General features: G+C 32.6%; 13 protein-coding genes. 12 read left to right on the top strand and 1 reads right to left on the bottom strand.

All coding sequences use genetic code 11. The annotated features are described in order from the left end of the window. Positions 1 to 19: 19 nt before the first annotated feature. The 4 genes from FF125_RS11250 to FF125_RS11265 all read left to right on the top strand — a co-directional run bounded on the left by FF125_RS11250 (position 20) and on the right by FF125_RS11265 (position 5,760). Complete coding sequence (locus FF125_RS11250; RefSeq protein WP_138949860.1) at positions 20 to 496, top strand: DUF423 domain-containing protein; 477 nt, start codon at positions 20 to 22, stop codon at positions 494 to 496. Positions 497 to 542: 46 nt separating this feature from the next. Then, entirely contained in the window at positions 543 to 1,109 is a 567-nt protein-coding gene (locus tag FF125_RS11255) for a class I SAM-dependent methyltransferase (protein WP_138949861.1), read from the top strand. Positions 1,110 to 1,360: 251 nt separating this feature from the next. Then, positions 1,361 to 2,980 carry a M28 family metallopeptidase gene (locus tag FF125_RS11260; RefSeq protein WP_138949862.1) on the top strand — a complete coding sequence of 540 codons (1,620 nt, stop codon included), beginning with the start codon at positions 1,361 to 1,363 and terminating at the stop codon, positions 2,978 to 2,980. A 41-nt stretch (positions 2,981 to 3,021) separates the two neighbouring features. Continuing rightward, a complete protein-coding gene (locus FF125_RS11265) occupies positions 3,022 to 5,760 on the top strand; it encodes a S9 family peptidase (protein WP_138949863.1) in 2,739 nt (912 codons plus the stop codon). A gap of 39 nt (positions 5,761 to 5,799) precedes the next feature. Here FF125_RS11265 and FF125_RS11270 read toward each other — a convergent pair whose 3' ends face one another. Continuing rightward, positions 5,800 to 6,222 carry a hypothetical protein gene (locus FF125_RS11270; RefSeq protein ID WP_138949864.1) on the bottom strand — a complete coding sequence of 141 codons (423 nt, stop codon included), beginning with the start codon at positions 6,220 to 6,222 and terminating at the stop codon, positions 5,800 to 5,802. Between the two features lie 253 nt (positions 6,223 to 6,475). Between FF125_RS11270 and FF125_RS11275 the strand changes: the two genes are divergently transcribed. The 8 genes from FF125_RS11275 to FF125_RS11310 all read left to right on the top strand — a co-directional run bounded on the left by FF125_RS11275 (position 6,476) and on the right by FF125_RS11310 (position 15,884). Further along, entirely contained in the window at positions 6,476 to 6,886 is a 411-nt protein-coding gene (locus tag FF125_RS11275; RefSeq protein ID WP_138949865.1) for a hypothetical protein, read from the top strand. 18 nt (positions 6,887 to 6,904) lie between these two features. After that, positions 6,905 to 7,624: a TIR domain-containing protein gene (locus tag FF125_RS11280; protein WP_138949866.1), complete on the top strand. Its 720-nt coding sequence runs from the start codon at positions 6,905 to 6,907 to the stop codon at positions 7,622 to 7,624. Further along, a complete protein-coding gene (locus FF125_RS11285) occupies positions 7,617 to 11,348 on the top strand; it encodes an nSTAND3 domain-containing NTPase (RefSeq protein WP_138949867.1) in 3,732 nt (1,243 codons plus the stop codon). Before FF125_RS11280 ends, FF125_RS11285 begins: the two co-directional genes overlap by 8 nt. A 566-nt stretch (positions 11,349 to 11,914) precedes the next feature. Continuing rightward, complete coding sequence (locus tag FF125_RS11290; protein WP_138949868.1) at positions 11,915 to 13,159, top strand: WG repeat-containing protein; 1,245 nt, start codon at positions 11,915 to 11,917, stop codon at positions 13,157 to 13,159. Positions 13,160 to 13,360: 201 nt separating this feature from the next. Continuing rightward, positions 13,361 to 13,768 carry a DUF2452 domain-containing protein gene (locus FF125_RS11295; protein ID WP_138949869.1) on the top strand — a complete coding sequence of 136 codons (408 nt, stop codon included), beginning with the start codon at positions 13,361 to 13,363 and terminating at the stop codon, positions 13,766 to 13,768. A gap of 1 nt (position 13,769) precedes the next feature. Next, complete coding sequence (locus tag FF125_RS11300) at positions 13,770 to 14,057, top strand: TIGR03643 family protein (protein WP_138949870.1); 288 nt, start codon at positions 13,770 to 13,772, stop codon at positions 14,055 to 14,057. Positions 14,058 to 14,271: 214 nt separating this feature from the next. After that, a complete protein-coding gene (locus FF125_RS11305; RefSeq protein ID WP_138949871.1) occupies positions 14,272 to 14,400 on the top strand; it encodes a DUF2256 domain-containing protein in 129 nt (42 codons plus the stop codon). After that, a complete protein-coding gene (locus FF125_RS11310) occupies positions 14,397 to 15,884 on the top strand; it encodes a cryptochrome/photolyase family protein (protein WP_138949872.1) in 1,488 nt (495 codons plus the stop codon). Before FF125_RS11305 ends, FF125_RS11310 begins: the two co-directional genes overlap by 4 nt. Positions 15,885 to 15,917: the final 33 nt, after the last annotated feature.

Genomic DNA, 15,917 nt, shown 5'->3' on the forward strand with positions numbered 1-15,917 from the left:
CAAATATTAAAACGATCATATGAAAAAATGGAATTTTCAAGTAAAAAGTGATATCCAAGAAGTTGTTAAGAAACTAGATGCTTCATTGGGCTCTGTTGACAGGTTTGCTTTTGCTATGGATACTAGTAAAAGTGATTCCGCAACATTTACATTACAAAAACAAGGTCTATATGCATTTTATCTTATGTCCATTAATAAGATCATTGTAATTGGAAAGATTTTAAAAGCTACTGAAAATGAAACCCATATTGAAATTTCTTTTAAGCAATACTTATTAATGAAATTGGTGATATTTTCAAGTATGTTAACGGGTTTTGCTTTTCTAATTGCGATCATCTTAAAAATAAGCAGCAGCGACAGTAGTACGTTCATGTATATACTGGGTGCATTACTATTAGCTATAGGAATTGTAGTAACATGGCTTAATTTACAAAAGAAATATAAAAAGGATATTCAAGAATACAAGACCTTAATTACTAAAATAGTAGCGTCTTAAAAGGATGATGTTAATATAATTGCTGTAATTCATTTGAAATTCATATATGGGAGATTATTATAAAACAAAAGAATCTGTTGAAGAATATATTAAATTGGCAAAAAATTTTGATGGACAGCCTTTTATTGAAAAACTTAAACAGGTTTTAACTCTACAATCATCACTACTTGAAATTGGTTCTGGTCCTGGAACAGATTGGAAAATATTAAACGAATTTTATAAGGTCACTGGTTCTGATAATTCAAGTGAATTTATGAATCATTTGGTAAGTAAAAATCCTGATGGCAATTTCATTGAATTAGATGCCATTTCTTTAAAAACGGAAATGAAATTTGATGGAATTTATTCAAACAAAGTAATGCATCATTTAAAAGATGACGAATTAATCGAATCTGTGAGAAAACAAAACGAAATTCTAAATTTAAATGGCATCATTTGTCATTCTTTTTGGAAAGGTGAAGGTTCTGAAATTTTCAAAGGTCTTTTTGTTAATTATCATAGCGTAATGTCTCTTTCAGAAGCGTTTCGAAAATATTTTGAAATTTTATCAGTCGAAGAATATAAAGAATTTGATGACAACGATTCCCTTTTATTGATTGCACGTAAAAAATAACAAAAACCCCCAATGGACGGCTTCAATATTGTAATGGTTATTGCCATCATCCTCTTTGCGAGGTTGGGTGTACGGCTTTTCAAGATCTGGCGTAACTATAAAAATGATACTTCTAATAAAGACGACGTCTCATAAGCAGAAGAATAAATAAAGAAACCCTTTGTAGCTATTGAATAATCAGCAATAATCGAGGGTAAATAATAAATCTTATCTTTAGTTTCTAAAACCAACATCTAACCAACCTAACAACAATGAAAAATTATTTAAAAATTCTAGTACTAGCAGTGCTTTTTAGCAACTGTAAAAATGACAAGGAATCAAACACAGATCGTGTTGAAGTTGCTCAAACCACCATTGCGAAGCACATGGAACGCTTAGCATCAGATGAATTTTTAGGCAGAAGACCATTTACGGAAGGTGAAGTAAAAACCGTAAACTATTTAAAAGATGAATTTGAAAAATTAGGCCTTTTACCAGGAAATGGCGAGAGCTATTTCCAAGATGTTCCTATGGTAGAAATTATAGGCAAACCCACTGAAAACATGACATTTACCAATGGTAATGAAAGTTTTAATTTAAGCTATTTAAAAGATTTTGTAGCAACTACAAATAAAACAATTCCCGAAGTTAGCCTTAAAAACTCCGAATTGGTATTTGCGGGTTACGGCATTGTTGCTCCCGAATATGGTTGGAATGATTATGAAGGTGTTGACTGGAAAGGAAAAACGGCTGTGGTGTTAATTAACGATCCGGGATTTAAATCAGGAGATTCCACCTTGTTTAAAGGAAACACCATGACGTATTATGGTCGTTGGACGTATAAATATGAAGAAGCAGCACGACAAGGTGCGGCTGGCGTAATTATCATTCATGAAACGGAACCTGCTTCATATGGGTGGAACGTAATTGAATCGAGTTGGAGTGGTGCCAAATTGGTCATTGAAAGTGATGCTCCATTGGTAGATGTTGAAACTTGGATTAGTGGTGCCGGTGCTCAAAAATTGTTTGATATATCCACCATGAAAGGGCAAGATTATAAAACCATTGCTCATAACAAAGATTTTCAACCGATTCCACTAGACGTAAACGTTTCGGTGGGGATTCAGAATAACATTAAAAAGGACGTTTCTAAAAATGTTGTCGCTATGATTCCTGGTACGGATCAAAAAGAGGAATTCATCATTTATTCTGGACATTGGGACCATTTAGGCGTAGGTAAAGCGGTAGATGGAGACTCTATTTACAATGGAGCCGTAGATAACGCTACAGGAACAGCCGGTTTATTAGCCATAGCAGAAGCATTTAAGAAGCGTAAACCTACTAAGCGATCTATAGTTTTTATCGCATTAACGGGAGAAGAACAAGGCTTATTAGGTTCTGCCTATTATGCCGCACACCCTATATTTGACCCAGAAAAAACGGTTGCCAATATAAACATGGATGCTATTGCTAGTCTAGGAAAAATGAAAGATTTAACCATTACTGGATTTGGTCAGTCCGAAATGGATGAATACGCAAAAACAGCAGCTGAAGAACAAAACAGGTACATCATACCAGATCCAACGCCAGAAATGGGCGGTTTCTTCAGATCAGACCATTTTAATTTTGCTAAAATTGGCATTCCTGCGTTGTACGCTGCGGGTACTTATGAAGGATTTAATCATAGCATTGCAGAAGTGAAAGCGTTTAATGATAATTATGGAGAATTTAAATACCATCAACCAGCAGATAATTACGATGCCAACACCTTTGAATTGAGCGGTATTCAGTCAGATTTACAACTATTTTTTAATGTTGGCTTAAAATTAGGAAATGAGACTCATTTCCCAAAATGGTATGAGGATAGTGAGTTTAAAGCTGCAAGAAAATAAAAAATAGTAAATTTGAATTCAATCAATCTAACCCTTTCGTTATGAACACCCTAAACCATAATCGTACCTATTCCTTATTTCTTGGCCTACTCATGTGTAGCCTCGTCAGTTTTGGTCAAACTAAAAAACCATTAAGCTTAGACGATTATGCCCAATGGAATAAAATTACCAATACCGCCATTTCACCCAATGGAAACTGGGTTACCTTTAGTTATGTACCCAATGAAGGCGATGCCACCTTACATATTAAAAAAACAGAAGGCGATACCTTACGTACCGCTATCAACGGAAAACAAGTAGCGTTTTCTGCCAATAGCAAATGGGTAGCCTATTTGGTCAATCCCACAAAAAAGGCGGTTGAAAAGCTTAAGGAAGCTAAAAAACCTATACTTAGCGACTTACAACTGTTGAACCTCGAATCCAACAAAGTTTCTGAGGTGAAAAATGTAAAAGGCTATCATTTTTCAAAGACGTCTCAATTTATCGCCATTCAAAAAAATCCGATGGATAAGAAGGCAGATCATAAAGGAAGTGATGTGTTGCTGAAAGACCTAAACAAAGACATTACCCTAAATATTGGTAATGTAGCCAACTATGCTTTTAACAAAGAAGGCACGCTCTTTTCTTATGTGGTTGATGCTAATGAAGATGATGGTAACGGACTCTTTCTTATCGACCTAAACACCTTACGTACCTATCCATTGCACACGGGTAAATTTACCTATGCTCAAATGACATGGAATAAAAAAGGAGATCGATTGGCAGCCCTATTCGGGACCAAAATAGACACACTGGTAGAACGTGAAAACAAGCTGTATTACACCTCCAATTTATCCTCGGGAATGACCACTGCTATTATACCAAATATATATTCCCCGGAAGGAGATGCAAATTTTCCTAAACCATTGACTATTTGTGATTATGGAAAGCTTACTTGGAATAAAGCTGGAACACAAATTACCTTCGGTGTTAAGGCCCAAAAAGACGTTATTAAGAAGGACGATTTACTCAAGGCAGATGTAGATGTTTGGCACTATAAAGATGAACGCATTCAGTCTCGGCAAGCGGTACAAGCCAAGCAAGATGAAAAGGCAACATTTACCGCGGTATTAAATTTGGACAGCAAAAAATTTATCCCCTTAGAGAATGAGGAGATGCCTAGGGTAACGGTCAGTAAAAAGTCAGATTGGGCTGTAGGTAGTGTAGATACCTTATACCGTAAAGATCTTACTATGGTTCGAGGCTATACTGATTTATACAGCATCAATACCAAAACAGGAGCTAAAAAGTTAATCGCCAAAAAGGTGTTGCGGAATATGGGAATATCTCCCAATGGTGAATGGGCACTGTTTTCTAAAGACGGTGCGGTAATGGGCTATCAATTTGCTAACGGAACGCTATCTAATTTAACGGAACGCACAGGAATCAATTTTGCCAATGAAGAGTATGACATACCCGTTGAAAAACCTACTTATGGCATTGCCGGATGGTCAAAAGATGGGGAAACCTTACTCTTAAATCACAAGTTCGATATATGGATCATCTCACTGAATTCAGAAGCTGTATCAAACCTTACGCAAGGTGTGGGCACTGAAGGGAAAATCCGCTTTCGATTAGTCCAATTAGACCCTGAAGCAGAAACATTTGACCTTACCAAACCCTTATTGCTCTATGCCTATGGCGACCGCACCAAAAAATCAGGGTATTATGAAGTAACGGCAGGTAAAAAACCAAAAGCATTGATTTATGAAGACAAAATGATGGGACGCGTACTCAAAGCAAAAGATACCGACAACATCATCTTTACCCAACAGACCTTTGTAGATTTTCCTGATTATTGGACATCTAACCTGGCCTTTAAAAGACCCAAAAAAATTACGAATGCAAATCCGCAACAAGCCGATTTTAAATGGGGCAAAAGAGTATTGGTAGATTATACCGATGAACGCGGACATGAACTACAAGCTACGTTGGCGTTACCGGCGGACTATGATTCGTCAAAGAAATACCCTATGATTGTGTATTTCTACGAGAAAATGTCTAACCGACATCACCTGTATTCAATGCCTACGTATGATGACAGACCACATATGTCTGCTTATGCCAGCAATGGGTATTTGGTCTTAATGCCAGATATCGTTTTTGATGAAGGGTTACCAGGTTCATCCGCTTTAGATGATGTTACCAGTGCCACAAAAGAAGTGATTAAATTGGGCTATGCAGATCCAGACCATATTGGCTTGCAAGGGCATAGCTGGGGTGGTTATGAATCTTCCTTTATTGTTACCCAAACCGATATGTTTGCAACCGTAGTAACCGGTGCTCCGTTAACCAATTTGGTGAGTATGTACAATATTGCCTACAAACGCTCAGGGAGTTTAAATGGTCCCATTTTAGAATGGTCTCAGGGTAGAATGGGTGTGAGTCCGTATGAAAACTTAGCATTGTATCAAAGTCAATCGCCAGTGCATCAGGCAAAAAACATCAATACACCTTTTTTGATTTTACACGGTACTAGTGATGGAGCGGTAGATTGGAACCAAGGTTTAGAGTTTTATTCCGCAGCAAGAAGACTCGGTAAAGAGGTTATTTTATTGTCGTATCCAGATGAACCACATCACTTAGGTAAAGAGGAAAACCAAAAAGATTTTCAAATCCGGATGAAGCAATATTTTGATCACTACCTAAAAGATAGTGTTGCTCCTTTATGGATGAAGGAAGGCATTAAACATGCCGATAAAAAACGAGTAGGCCCAGAAGTCTTAAAAAAAGGGGAGTAGTAGTGGTACCACTTCCCCTTCAAAAATTGTATTGAAATCTTAGTTTTCTTTTGCCAACAAGGCTTCTGCGTTGGCAATGCTACCGAGCATCATGTCTTTCATTTGTTGCACTTTTTCCTCTTGTTCCAAAAGTAAGGCTTCTTTTTCTGGAGTTAAGGCTTTGCCTTCTAAGATTTCTTCTGAATCAAATTTATCGCCAAAGTCTTTCATCCATTCCATCATAAAATCATAGGCATGTACCAACGAATCTTTGGCAACTTTGTAGGTGGCACCTGTTGCAGTAGTATCAATTTTAGGCTCTAAGGCACTTGATAACTTACCGATGGTACTCATTTTGGGCATTAGCTCATCATGAACCGCCATTACACGTTCCATACGGGTTTGTTCTTTTACTTCCTTTTTGCAGGAAGTTATACATAGTGTGAATGCTGTAAATACGAGGAGAAAAACTGTTGTTTTCATAATATTTCAATTTAAGGATAAAAACGAGTAACAAAGTTAAGGGTATTTCTATGCTAAACATCGTTTTTGTGGAATTTATTGAGGTGGGAATTTTTGAGATTTTATTGTCAATATGTACTGCGTTCTTAAATATTAAAAAAAATTAAGTTAGGAACTTTTCGGAATTTAATAAGTGCACAAAATCTTCTCGTCTATTTCAGTATTTTATATTTAACCTATTGTAAATTTTTTATCTTTGATTAAATTTAGAAGAATGGCTCATTTAAATATTATTTTACCGATAACCCTACTTTTAATTGGTTTCTTGTTAAAACTTTTTATTGGAAGGAACATTGAAACACCCAGTTTGATTGAAGCTTTGTGCGAACTACCTGTTGATATTATTTTTCTTGCATTATCATTTTCAATTGCCTTTACCTTATCAAAAACAGAAAATCAAGCAAACGGTTTGTTCTTTTGTTTCGCAGGAATTGCTGTTGCCATATTAGTTGTAGCACTTTGGCGAATTACAATAATTTATTATTTAAAAAAGGTAAAATATTTTTGGCCAATTATTTTAGCGATTAATTTGTTTGTTTCAAGTTATGCAATTAAAAAATCTGTAGATTTAATTATTGATGGAGTTGAAAAAATAGAAAAACTTGATTCAGAACACAACAAATAATCAAAAGATAGAGAACAAATGATTAAAGAATATATATATATAATTTCACTTGCTTTAGTTAGTGCTTTAATAGCATTGATAGCATATATAATTGCCAAAAGGTCAAAACTTTCAAAATATAACGATGATAAAAAAAGAGCTGAATTAGAAGGTATTCGTAAATCGCTCGAATCTCAGATGTATAACATAAATGATAGATTAGTCTTAAACGAAGAAAGATGGAGAGATGTAAATCACTTGCTGTTACGAGATGAGTATATTAAAAACGATTCTCCACTTACGGAAAGATCGAAAATACAATTAACTGAATTTTTAAAATCAAATGGAATTAAGGAGAATGATTTAAAAATTGATGAAAAACTAGTCTTTATACTGACACCTTTTCATAATAGATATCAGAATGAATATAACGTTATTAAAGAGGTCTGTTTATCAATAGGGTTCAAAGCTTTTAGAGGAGATGAAAACTATTTTAAGAGTGATATATTTCCAGAAATGCTTAAATTAATAGTAAAAGCAAATTTGATAATTGCCAATATTAATGGTAGAAACCCTAATGTATTATATGAACTTGGAATAGCTCAAGCTCTTGATAAACCTGTAATATTGATTTCTAGCGAACCTGAAAATCTACCAGTAGATATAAAATCTAAAAGATTTCTTATTTACAAGAATAGTGATGAACTTCGTGTTTTAATTAGAGAAGAGCTTTTTAACATTGTGAATAATAATGAGTAAACTTCAAAATATAGAAAATGCACTTTCTGCTATTAACGGTGCCGTATTTCAAGAATTATGTGACAGTTTTCTCTTATTAAGAAATAATAATTACTCCGCATTTTCTAGAACAGGTAGCCAAAAAGGTAATCAAAAAACAATAAAAGGCACACCAGATTCTTTTCTTTTATTACCCAATGGTAAATATATATTTGTAGAATATTCAACTAATAAAACCCAAGGCATTAACAAGTTACAAGATGATATTGATAAGTGTCTGGATAATAAAAAAACAGGAATTGATATTGCTATTATTTCTGAAATTATTATTTGTGTAAATTTTCACTTAAAAGTTTTCGAAATTGAAACATTACGTTCTTTATTAGAGAATACCAGTATTAGGTTAACTATTTACACATTGGATAGTTTAGCTTTGGAACTAAGTTTACAACACAGGGATTTAGCCAAGAGATATTTACAAATCCCTATTGACACAGGCCAAATAATTTCAATAGATAAGTTTATAAAAGAATACAATAGTATTTCGAATGGTATTGCTACTCCATTAAATAATAAATTTCTACACAGAGTCGATGAATTAAAAGAGCTAAAAAAAGCCCTTCGTAATAATGACTTTATAATTTTAACTGGAGCACCAGGAGTTGGAAAGACAAAATTGGCAATAGAGGCAATAAGGGAATTTGTAAAAGAAAATCCAAGTTTTAGTGCTTATTGCATTTCATACAAACATCATTCATTGTTAGAGGATTTATACCAATATTTTGATTCAGATAAAAACTATATTTTGTTCGTTGATGATGCTAATCGAATAGATGCTTTTAATCAAATAACAGGATTTTATAAATCTCATAAGAATGGAAATTTTAAAATTATTACGACCGTTAGAGATTATGCTTTTCAAGAAATTGAAAAACTAAGTCAAGAATATAATCCAATAAGGATCGATCTTAATAAATTTTCTGATGAACAAATTGAGAAGATACTGGAGGCTGAACCATTAAGTATTAGTAACACGGATTATCAAAAGGAGATTGTTCGAATAGCCGAGGGAAATCCTAGAATAGCAATTATGACCGCTCTTTTAGCTAAAGAAAAACAGGATATAACCGTTTTATCAGATGTTTCAGATTTATTTGAAAAGTATTTTTCAACTTTTATAAAGGACGATGGGCAATTTTCTAATGACTTAAACTTAAAATGTCTTGGAATAATATCATTCTTTTATACTATTCCATTTAAAGATAAGGATACAACTTTGAAAATTTTGGAAACCTTCAATGTCACATATGATGATTTTATACAAGTAATTGATAATCTAGATAGACTTGAACTTGTTGAAATTCAATATGAGAATGTAAAAATACCAGAACAAAACTTATCAACCTATTTCTTCTACAGAAGTTTTATAAAAGATGATTTATTGTCCTTTAAAACTTTGCTTCAAAAATATTTCTTTGAGAATATATTTAGATTTAGCGACACTGTTATTCCTGCAAATAACACCTTTGGTCCAGAAAGAGTAATGAAAAAATTAAAACCTCATTTATTAGAATATTGGAGGGAGTTAATTTCATTAAATAAAGAAAATCTAAATATAAAATTTTTAAATACTTTTTGGTTTTATCTTCAAGATGAAACACTTGAATATGTTTTAAACTCCGTAAAACATATTTCACAACCAGAAATTGAAAAGTTTAAGGTAACATATTCGAATAATGAGTTTTCACATAAAGGAGATGAAATAATTGAATTATTAGGAAATTATTTTTACAATACTTCAAATCTTAAAGAAGCAATTGAACTTTCTCTATTATATGTTAGAAAAAAACCTAAACTCTTATCAAATTTAATATATAAAATAGTAAGTACGCTAACATTTGATAAAAACGATTATCAAATTGCTTATTTCAGACAAGTTTCATTGTTTAAAATATTAATTAATGGACTTAAAATTGAAAGAAACTATTACATTCAAATTCTACTTGAGCTAAGTAAGACTTTTTTACAGTATAAGTTTCATCATTTCAAAAGGGGAAGAAACAATTCTTTTTATCACTATGATTATTACCTGGAAAATAGTCCTGAGATTAAATTATTTCGCAAAAATCTTTGGGAAACAATTAATAATAATTTTGAAGAAAATCCACAACTTTCATTTGATGTTCTAAAAAGTCTAAAAGATTCACCAAGAGATATTGTCAAAAAAATTTTAGAATTTGATTTGAAATTCCTTATAAACATAATAGAAAAACACCTAAATACAGAATCGTTTGAGCATGCTAATTATGTTCAAGATAAAATTAAATGGTTAAAAATATGTAAAATTAAACATCCAAAACTCCAATACTTAAAATCAAAATTCACAAATGAATTATATGAAATTTCTTTAAAAATTGATTGGGATAAGTTTCGAGATAAAGAAATGTATGAATATGATAACCTAACAGAATATGATGTTTTAAAAGAATTGGAAATAAGAAAATCTTTTGTTTTTGAAGATTCCCATGAGGTGGATGAGTTTTATAAAAAATTCGTTTATATAAGAACATTTTCAAGTAATGATTGGAATTATTCAAAGGTTTTAGATATCATTATTGATGAAAACTTCAATCATAATTTTGAAATTGGACTCTTTTTCTTAGAACTAGTTATAAAGGAGAATAAAATACAAAATTTTATTCCCAATGTAGCTTTTACCAATCAATTGACCAAAAATCATATCGCCGATAAAATTTGGAGTATAATTTCTGAGAATCAGTTTGATTTAAAGCCTATATGGCAGCTGTCTTTTCTTGATAGGTTAAGTGATAATTTAGTATCCAAAAAATATTTAAATTTTTTCATAGAAACAATTAAAAATACTAAACGAACATATATCTCGCATTTCGAAAAAATAGCAAGATTTAAAAAGATTGAACCTAACTTATTTAAAATAATATTGTCAACTATTCTTGAACAAAATATTAATGGTGCTGATATTAAAATATGGATGTCTTTTTTTGAAGAGTATTTCGAAGAATTAGGAGATGATCTTAATTTAATCAAACAATCCTATATCCAGCAAGACCTGCTACAATCAAACTTTGATTATAAAGGAAATGGCTTTCTTAAAATTTTAGAAATTGACTCAAACTTTCTTATAGAATATGTTCAAGCAATTAAATCTCAATACCAATTTAGTATTCCGAGAGAAAATAGAAAATTTGGATTTATTTGGAGCGTGAATGATATTGAAAATGTAATGTCCAAGGTATTTGATTTTTTTGTAGAGAAAGAACCCTATTTCGGAATGTCAAATCATTATTGTAATACGTTTTTTAATGCTATTCCTCTAGGATATGAAAATAAAGCAGAAGAATTTTTAATTAAATATGCTCGAATTAATTGTGATGATTATAAAAAAGTTAATATTGTTGTTGATATTGTACGCGGGGAAATGAAAAGGATTTTCAACGATATTTTAATTCAGCACATTTCTTTGAACCAAGATGTTAATGTTTTTTCTAATATATGGTGGAGAGGTAATGGCGGTACATATTCTGGAAATGTAATTATAGGAGATATTCAAGCGTCCGATTGGCGAAATATTTTATCAATAATAGAAAAATCTGAACTGGGTATAGAAACAATTCCAATTAAAAATCAAGTTAAAAGAAATATCGAGAATGCCTTAAAAAATGGTGATTTAGAAAGGAAAAGAAGATTTTTGAGAAGAGGCATATAAATTTTGCATTAAACATAATAAGGAGAACTCATCTGTGAATACTAAGGATAAAAAGTATATAATTACTTTAGATCAAAGATTAATATGACTTAAATTGAAATTTCTTTTAAGTGAAATTGTGAATGAAGGAATCGATTTTTGTTTTAAAAATTTTAAACTTACATAGCAAATGTAGTATTCCTCTTTTTTCATATTTTACAACTACAAGTCAGGTTTTTAACACCTCGTTATCCTATTTTTTTTAAGAAATGTGGTTTGAATGAAATAATCATTTTCAATTATAGAAAGCTCCCATTTGTAAAATAGAAGCGAACCCAAAAATCCGCAACATAGCTTCACAACGGATACTAAAAAATAGTATCACAGAAGTAACATTCTTTATAAAACACCAGGCTAAGTAGGCGTGTTATACCTTTTATAGATTTTATCTTCACTTAACTGCTAAAACACACCCTAAATTATGTAGCAATTCTTACTTTTGATTTTATATAATTTCTTTCTTTTTAAAAGAAGGAAAAACAAGTAGTTTGTTTCTATACGAAACATAAAATATAGTAAAAACACCTATGAAATCAATAGTATCACTCGCATTACTCCTCTTTTTTCAATGTACCTATAGTCAGGTGGAAGAACCTTTAATTCCTTTCAAAAATAAGGGTTCTTGGGGTTTTTCGGATGTGAATAGAGAAATTATAATTGAAGCCCAGTACGATACCGTCCACTTTTTTGATAGAAACAACCTGTCCAAAGTGTACAAAAACAAGGTATTCGGATTCATCAATAAAAATGGGAAAAATATAGTTCCCATAGCATTAAGTAATGCGAAGCTCATTGCAGATTCCCTATATATTGTAGAAAAGAATATGAAATACGGAATAATAGATAAGAATGGAAATAATCTACTGGATACAGATTTTCAGCACATAGAATACATCAATACTGGTTTTTTTATAGTTAAAAAAAAGGACCTTTATGGAGTATACAATGTTGCTAATTCGATACAAAATCCATTCCTTGAAATTTCTTACGACAACATTGAATATCAAGATTATCAACGTCGTTTTATATGTCAAAAAAATAGTGATGTGTATATCTATGACCGTAGCGGCGAACTTTTAGAAAAAAGAAAAATGGATGATGAAAATAACGGTTTTGATATTGATCTTCCTTTTACTGTGGCTAGAAAAAATGAATATCCCAAGTTCGAAACCATCCATAAAAAAAAATTAAAAGGATTGATTATTACAGCGAAAAGAACTAGAGGGTCCAGTTATTTAGGAATTGTGACCAATACCATTGAGGCAAAATACGACTCTATAAATCCTAAACACTGGGACATAGATTGCTTTGTCGTTAAACGCAAAAATAAATGGGGTGCTATCAACCTAAAAGGAGAAACACTACTAGAAAATAAATATGAAGACATTGATGTAGCATCCATTTACTTACGAACGCTAAAGGTACAGCCGTACAGACATTTGTATATCGTAAAAAAAGATGATAAGTGGGGCTTAGTGATGAGTAAAAGTACTGGCAATTATGTGAAATTGAAAAATAATGTGGTCATTCCTTTTGAATACGATGCCATATATAAAAATGTAGAGGAACCTTTTTATATCGTAAAGGCAAATAATAAGTATGGTGTTTTCTTAAATAGTGGTTATCAAGTTAAACAAATCACAGAGACCAAATATGCTAAAATTGATCTTATGCATGAAACTGTAGACGGTTTTAAACTGGTTAAAGTTGTCGATACCAATGGAGACGTATTTTTTGTTGGTGAAAATGGTGCGGAATTCTTTCAAAATTAAAATCCATGTTACATTAGGTCTATTATAAAAATTATTTTCTTTAGGTTTTATCTACTACATTACATTGAATACACGTTTTCGATGGTATGCTAAATTGGTTTTAATTACAAACGTATTTATATTTTGTTTAACTTATATTAACATTAGTTAAACATTTTGTATATTTGTAGTTGAATGTATGTTTATACGCATTGAAATACAATGAAAAAAGATAAGAAACCAGATAATGTAGTTTTTAATACCACCACTCAAAAATATGATGCGGCATTAAAACCCTATGCTACGAATGTGGGTGCACCGGTAATAACGACCACAGATACTATTGCTTGGAAAAACAGGAGCATCAATAAGATAAATCAGAAGGTAGCGGCAAAATATGCAGAGCTAAAAGCGGAATATGATCAAATGCTGGAAGAGTTTGAGTACAACAAGCTCATTTTTCAGGCAACCTTTAATTTTGAGCCCATCATTGGCGAAATCTATCATTTATACAAAAGAGAAAACGAAACCACTTTTCTTTCCATCATTGCTCCAACAGAATGTAACTTTAATTGTATGGGGAGTTTTTATTTGAATGCAGACCAAATTTGGGAAAAATTAGAATACTAATATGGCAGATGTATCACAATTTACAGAACGGAAGTTAGACCGTATTATTGAAATGGCTTGGGAAGACCGAACCCCTTTTGAAGCCATCTTATTTCAATTTGGCTTACCAGAAAAAGAGGTGATAAAAGTAATGCGTGGCTACTTGAAAACATCCAGTTTTAAACGCTGGCGGAAACGTGTAAATAGTGGTGTGAGTCAAAAACATTTAAAAAAACGCAGTTCAGAAATTACACGTTTTAAATGTACAAGGCAAAGAGCCATATCGGGCAACAAAATTAGTAAACGGTAAATGGAACCAATAGCACATCAAGATATTGTTTTCCCCACTGTATATGCAGACATCTTGCAGTGTGTTCGCACTATCGACCCTGTTTCGTATGGTGCAACGCGGAACTATAGCAATGGTTCGGTAAGCTATGTATCGCCTTATATTTCTAGAGGAATCATTTCTACAAAAAGGCTTTGCTATTGAAAAGAAAAGATGAAAAATACGATGCGAGACCATGAAAAAACAACACCTGCCTGAAAAAATATGTCTGGTTTGTAAACGACCATTTCAATGGCGTAAAAAATGGGAAAAGAATTGGGCTGAAGTTAAGTATTGTAGTAAACGTTGTAGATCAAATAAATGAAACAAATACATATAATCTTTCCACATCAATTAGTAGAAAAGTCGCCACTATTGGAGACCGATGCTCCTATATATCTCGTAGAAGAATATTTGTTCTTTAAGCAGTATCCCTTCCATAAGCAGAAAATAGCCTTTCATAGAGCAACCATGAAACGCTATGCCGATTTTCTTCAGAAAGACAACAACAGAGAAGTAATTTATATAGAAGCTACGGAAGACATTTCAGATATTAGATTATTAATTCCTGAATTAAAACGGAAAGGCATCTCCCATATCAACTATATAGACCCGACAGATAATTGGCTACAAAAAAGATTAGATAAGGGCCTACGTGAATGTGGTATCACCGCAACACAATATAAATCGCTATTATTTTTAAATTCAAAAGAAGACCTAAATCCATTTTTTAAAAAGGGTAAGAAGAAATACCATCAAAGTACCTTTTACACGGAGCAACGTAAAAACAGAAAGATCTTAATAGATGCTGATGGGAGTCCCGTTGGCGGAAAATGGACCTTTGACAGTGAAAACAGAAAGAAATATCCTGCAAAAAAAACACCGCCAGCCATTCAATTCCCTGATGTTGATGCCTATTATAAAGAGGCTACAACGTATGTTTCAACACATTTCTCGCATCATTTAGGAAGTCTGACGGAGCATTCGCTCTATCCAACCAGTTTTGAAACGACAAAAGTATGGCTCCATCAATTTTTTGAACAGCGTTTTATGGAATTTGGAGCCTATGAAGATGCCATTGTTGATGAAAATTCCATACTCAACCATAGCGTATTAACACCCATGCTAAATGTGGGATTGATAACCCCAAAAGAAATTATTGAGGCGTGTTTGCTTTATGCAGCAGAAAACAACATTCCCATTAATTCTACAGAAGGTTTTGTGCGTCAAATTATAGGATGGCGAGAATTTATAAGAGGAGTTTACGAAGCGAGAGGTAGTGAAGAACGTACCACCAATTTCTGGAAATTTAAAAAGAAAATTCCTGCTTCCTTTTATAATGGAACTACGGGAATCGTACCTATTGACCGTACTATTAAAAAAGTATTGAAAACAGGATATTGCCATCATATAGAACGCTTAATGGTATTGGGTAATTTTATGATGCTTTGCGAATTTGATCCTGATGAAGTGTACCAATGGTTTATGGAACTCTTTATTGATGCCTACGATTGGGTTATGGTGCCCAATGTGTATGGAATGAGTCAATTTGCCGATGGTGGCTTAATGGCAACCAAACCGTATATCAGTGGCAGTAACTATATTATGAAAATGAGCAACTATAAAAAAGGGGAGTGGCAAGCGACCTGGGATGGTCTTTTTTGGCGATTCATGCATACACATCGCGATTTCTTTTTGTCAAACCCTAGATTAGGCATGTTGGTGCGTATGTTTGATAAAAAGCCTGAGGAGAAACAACAACTGCATATAGCGAATGGAGAAACCTATTTGCAAACGCTAAACGCATAACGGCTATCATAGCGTCCCGTAAAATGCATACAC

The organism is Aureibaculum algae (assembly GCF_006065315.1).
Lineage (GTDB): Bacteria > Bacteroidota > Bacteroidia > Flavobacteriales > Flavobacteriaceae > Aureibaculum > Aureibaculum algae.

What these genes read in the sequence shown, in the direction of transcription:
- FF125_RS11250 (WP_138949860.1), top strand. Translation starts at nt 20, where the DNA reads ATGAAAAAATGGAATTTTCAAGTAAAAAGTGATATCCAAGAAGTTGTT.
- FF125_RS11255 (WP_138949861.1), top strand. Translation starts at nt 543, where the DNA reads ATGGGAGATTATTATAAAACAAAAGAATCTGTTGAAGAATATATTAAA.
- FF125_RS11260 (WP_138949862.1), top strand. Translation starts at nt 1,361, where the DNA reads ATGAAAAATTATTTAAAAATTCTAGTACTAGCAGTGCTTTTTAGCAAC.
- FF125_RS11265 (WP_138949863.1), top strand. Translation starts at nt 3,022, where the DNA reads ATGAACACCCTAAACCATAATCGTACCTATTCCTTATTTCTTGGCCTA.
- FF125_RS11270 (WP_138949864.1), bottom strand. Translation starts at nt 6,222, where the DNA reads ATGAAAACAACAGTTTTTCTCCTCGTATTTACAGCATTCACACTATGT.
- FF125_RS11275 (WP_138949865.1), top strand. Translation starts at nt 6,476, where the DNA reads ATGGCTCATTTAAATATTATTTTACCGATAACCCTACTTTTAATTGGT.
- FF125_RS11280 (WP_138949866.1), top strand. Translation starts at nt 6,905, where the DNA reads ATGATTAAAGAATATATATATATAATTTCACTTGCTTTAGTTAGTGCT.
- FF125_RS11285 (WP_138949867.1), top strand. Translation starts at nt 7,617, where the DNA reads ATGAGTAAACTTCAAAATATAGAAAATGCACTTTCTGCTATTAACGGT.
- FF125_RS11290 (WP_138949868.1), top strand. Translation starts at nt 11,915, where the DNA reads ATGAAATCAATAGTATCACTCGCATTACTCCTCTTTTTTCAATGTACC.
- FF125_RS11295 (WP_138949869.1), top strand. Translation starts at nt 13,361, where the DNA reads ATGAAAAAAGATAAGAAACCAGATAATGTAGTTTTTAATACCACCACT.
- FF125_RS11300 (WP_138949870.1), top strand. Translation starts at nt 13,770, where the DNA reads ATGGCAGATGTATCACAATTTACAGAACGGAAGTTAGACCGTATTATT.
- FF125_RS11305 (WP_138949871.1), top strand. Translation starts at nt 14,272, where the DNA reads ATGAAAAAACAACACCTGCCTGAAAAAATATGTCTGGTTTGTAAACGA.
- FF125_RS11310 (WP_138949872.1), top strand. Translation starts at nt 14,397, where the DNA reads ATGAAACAAATACATATAATCTTTCCACATCAATTAGTAGAAAAGTCG.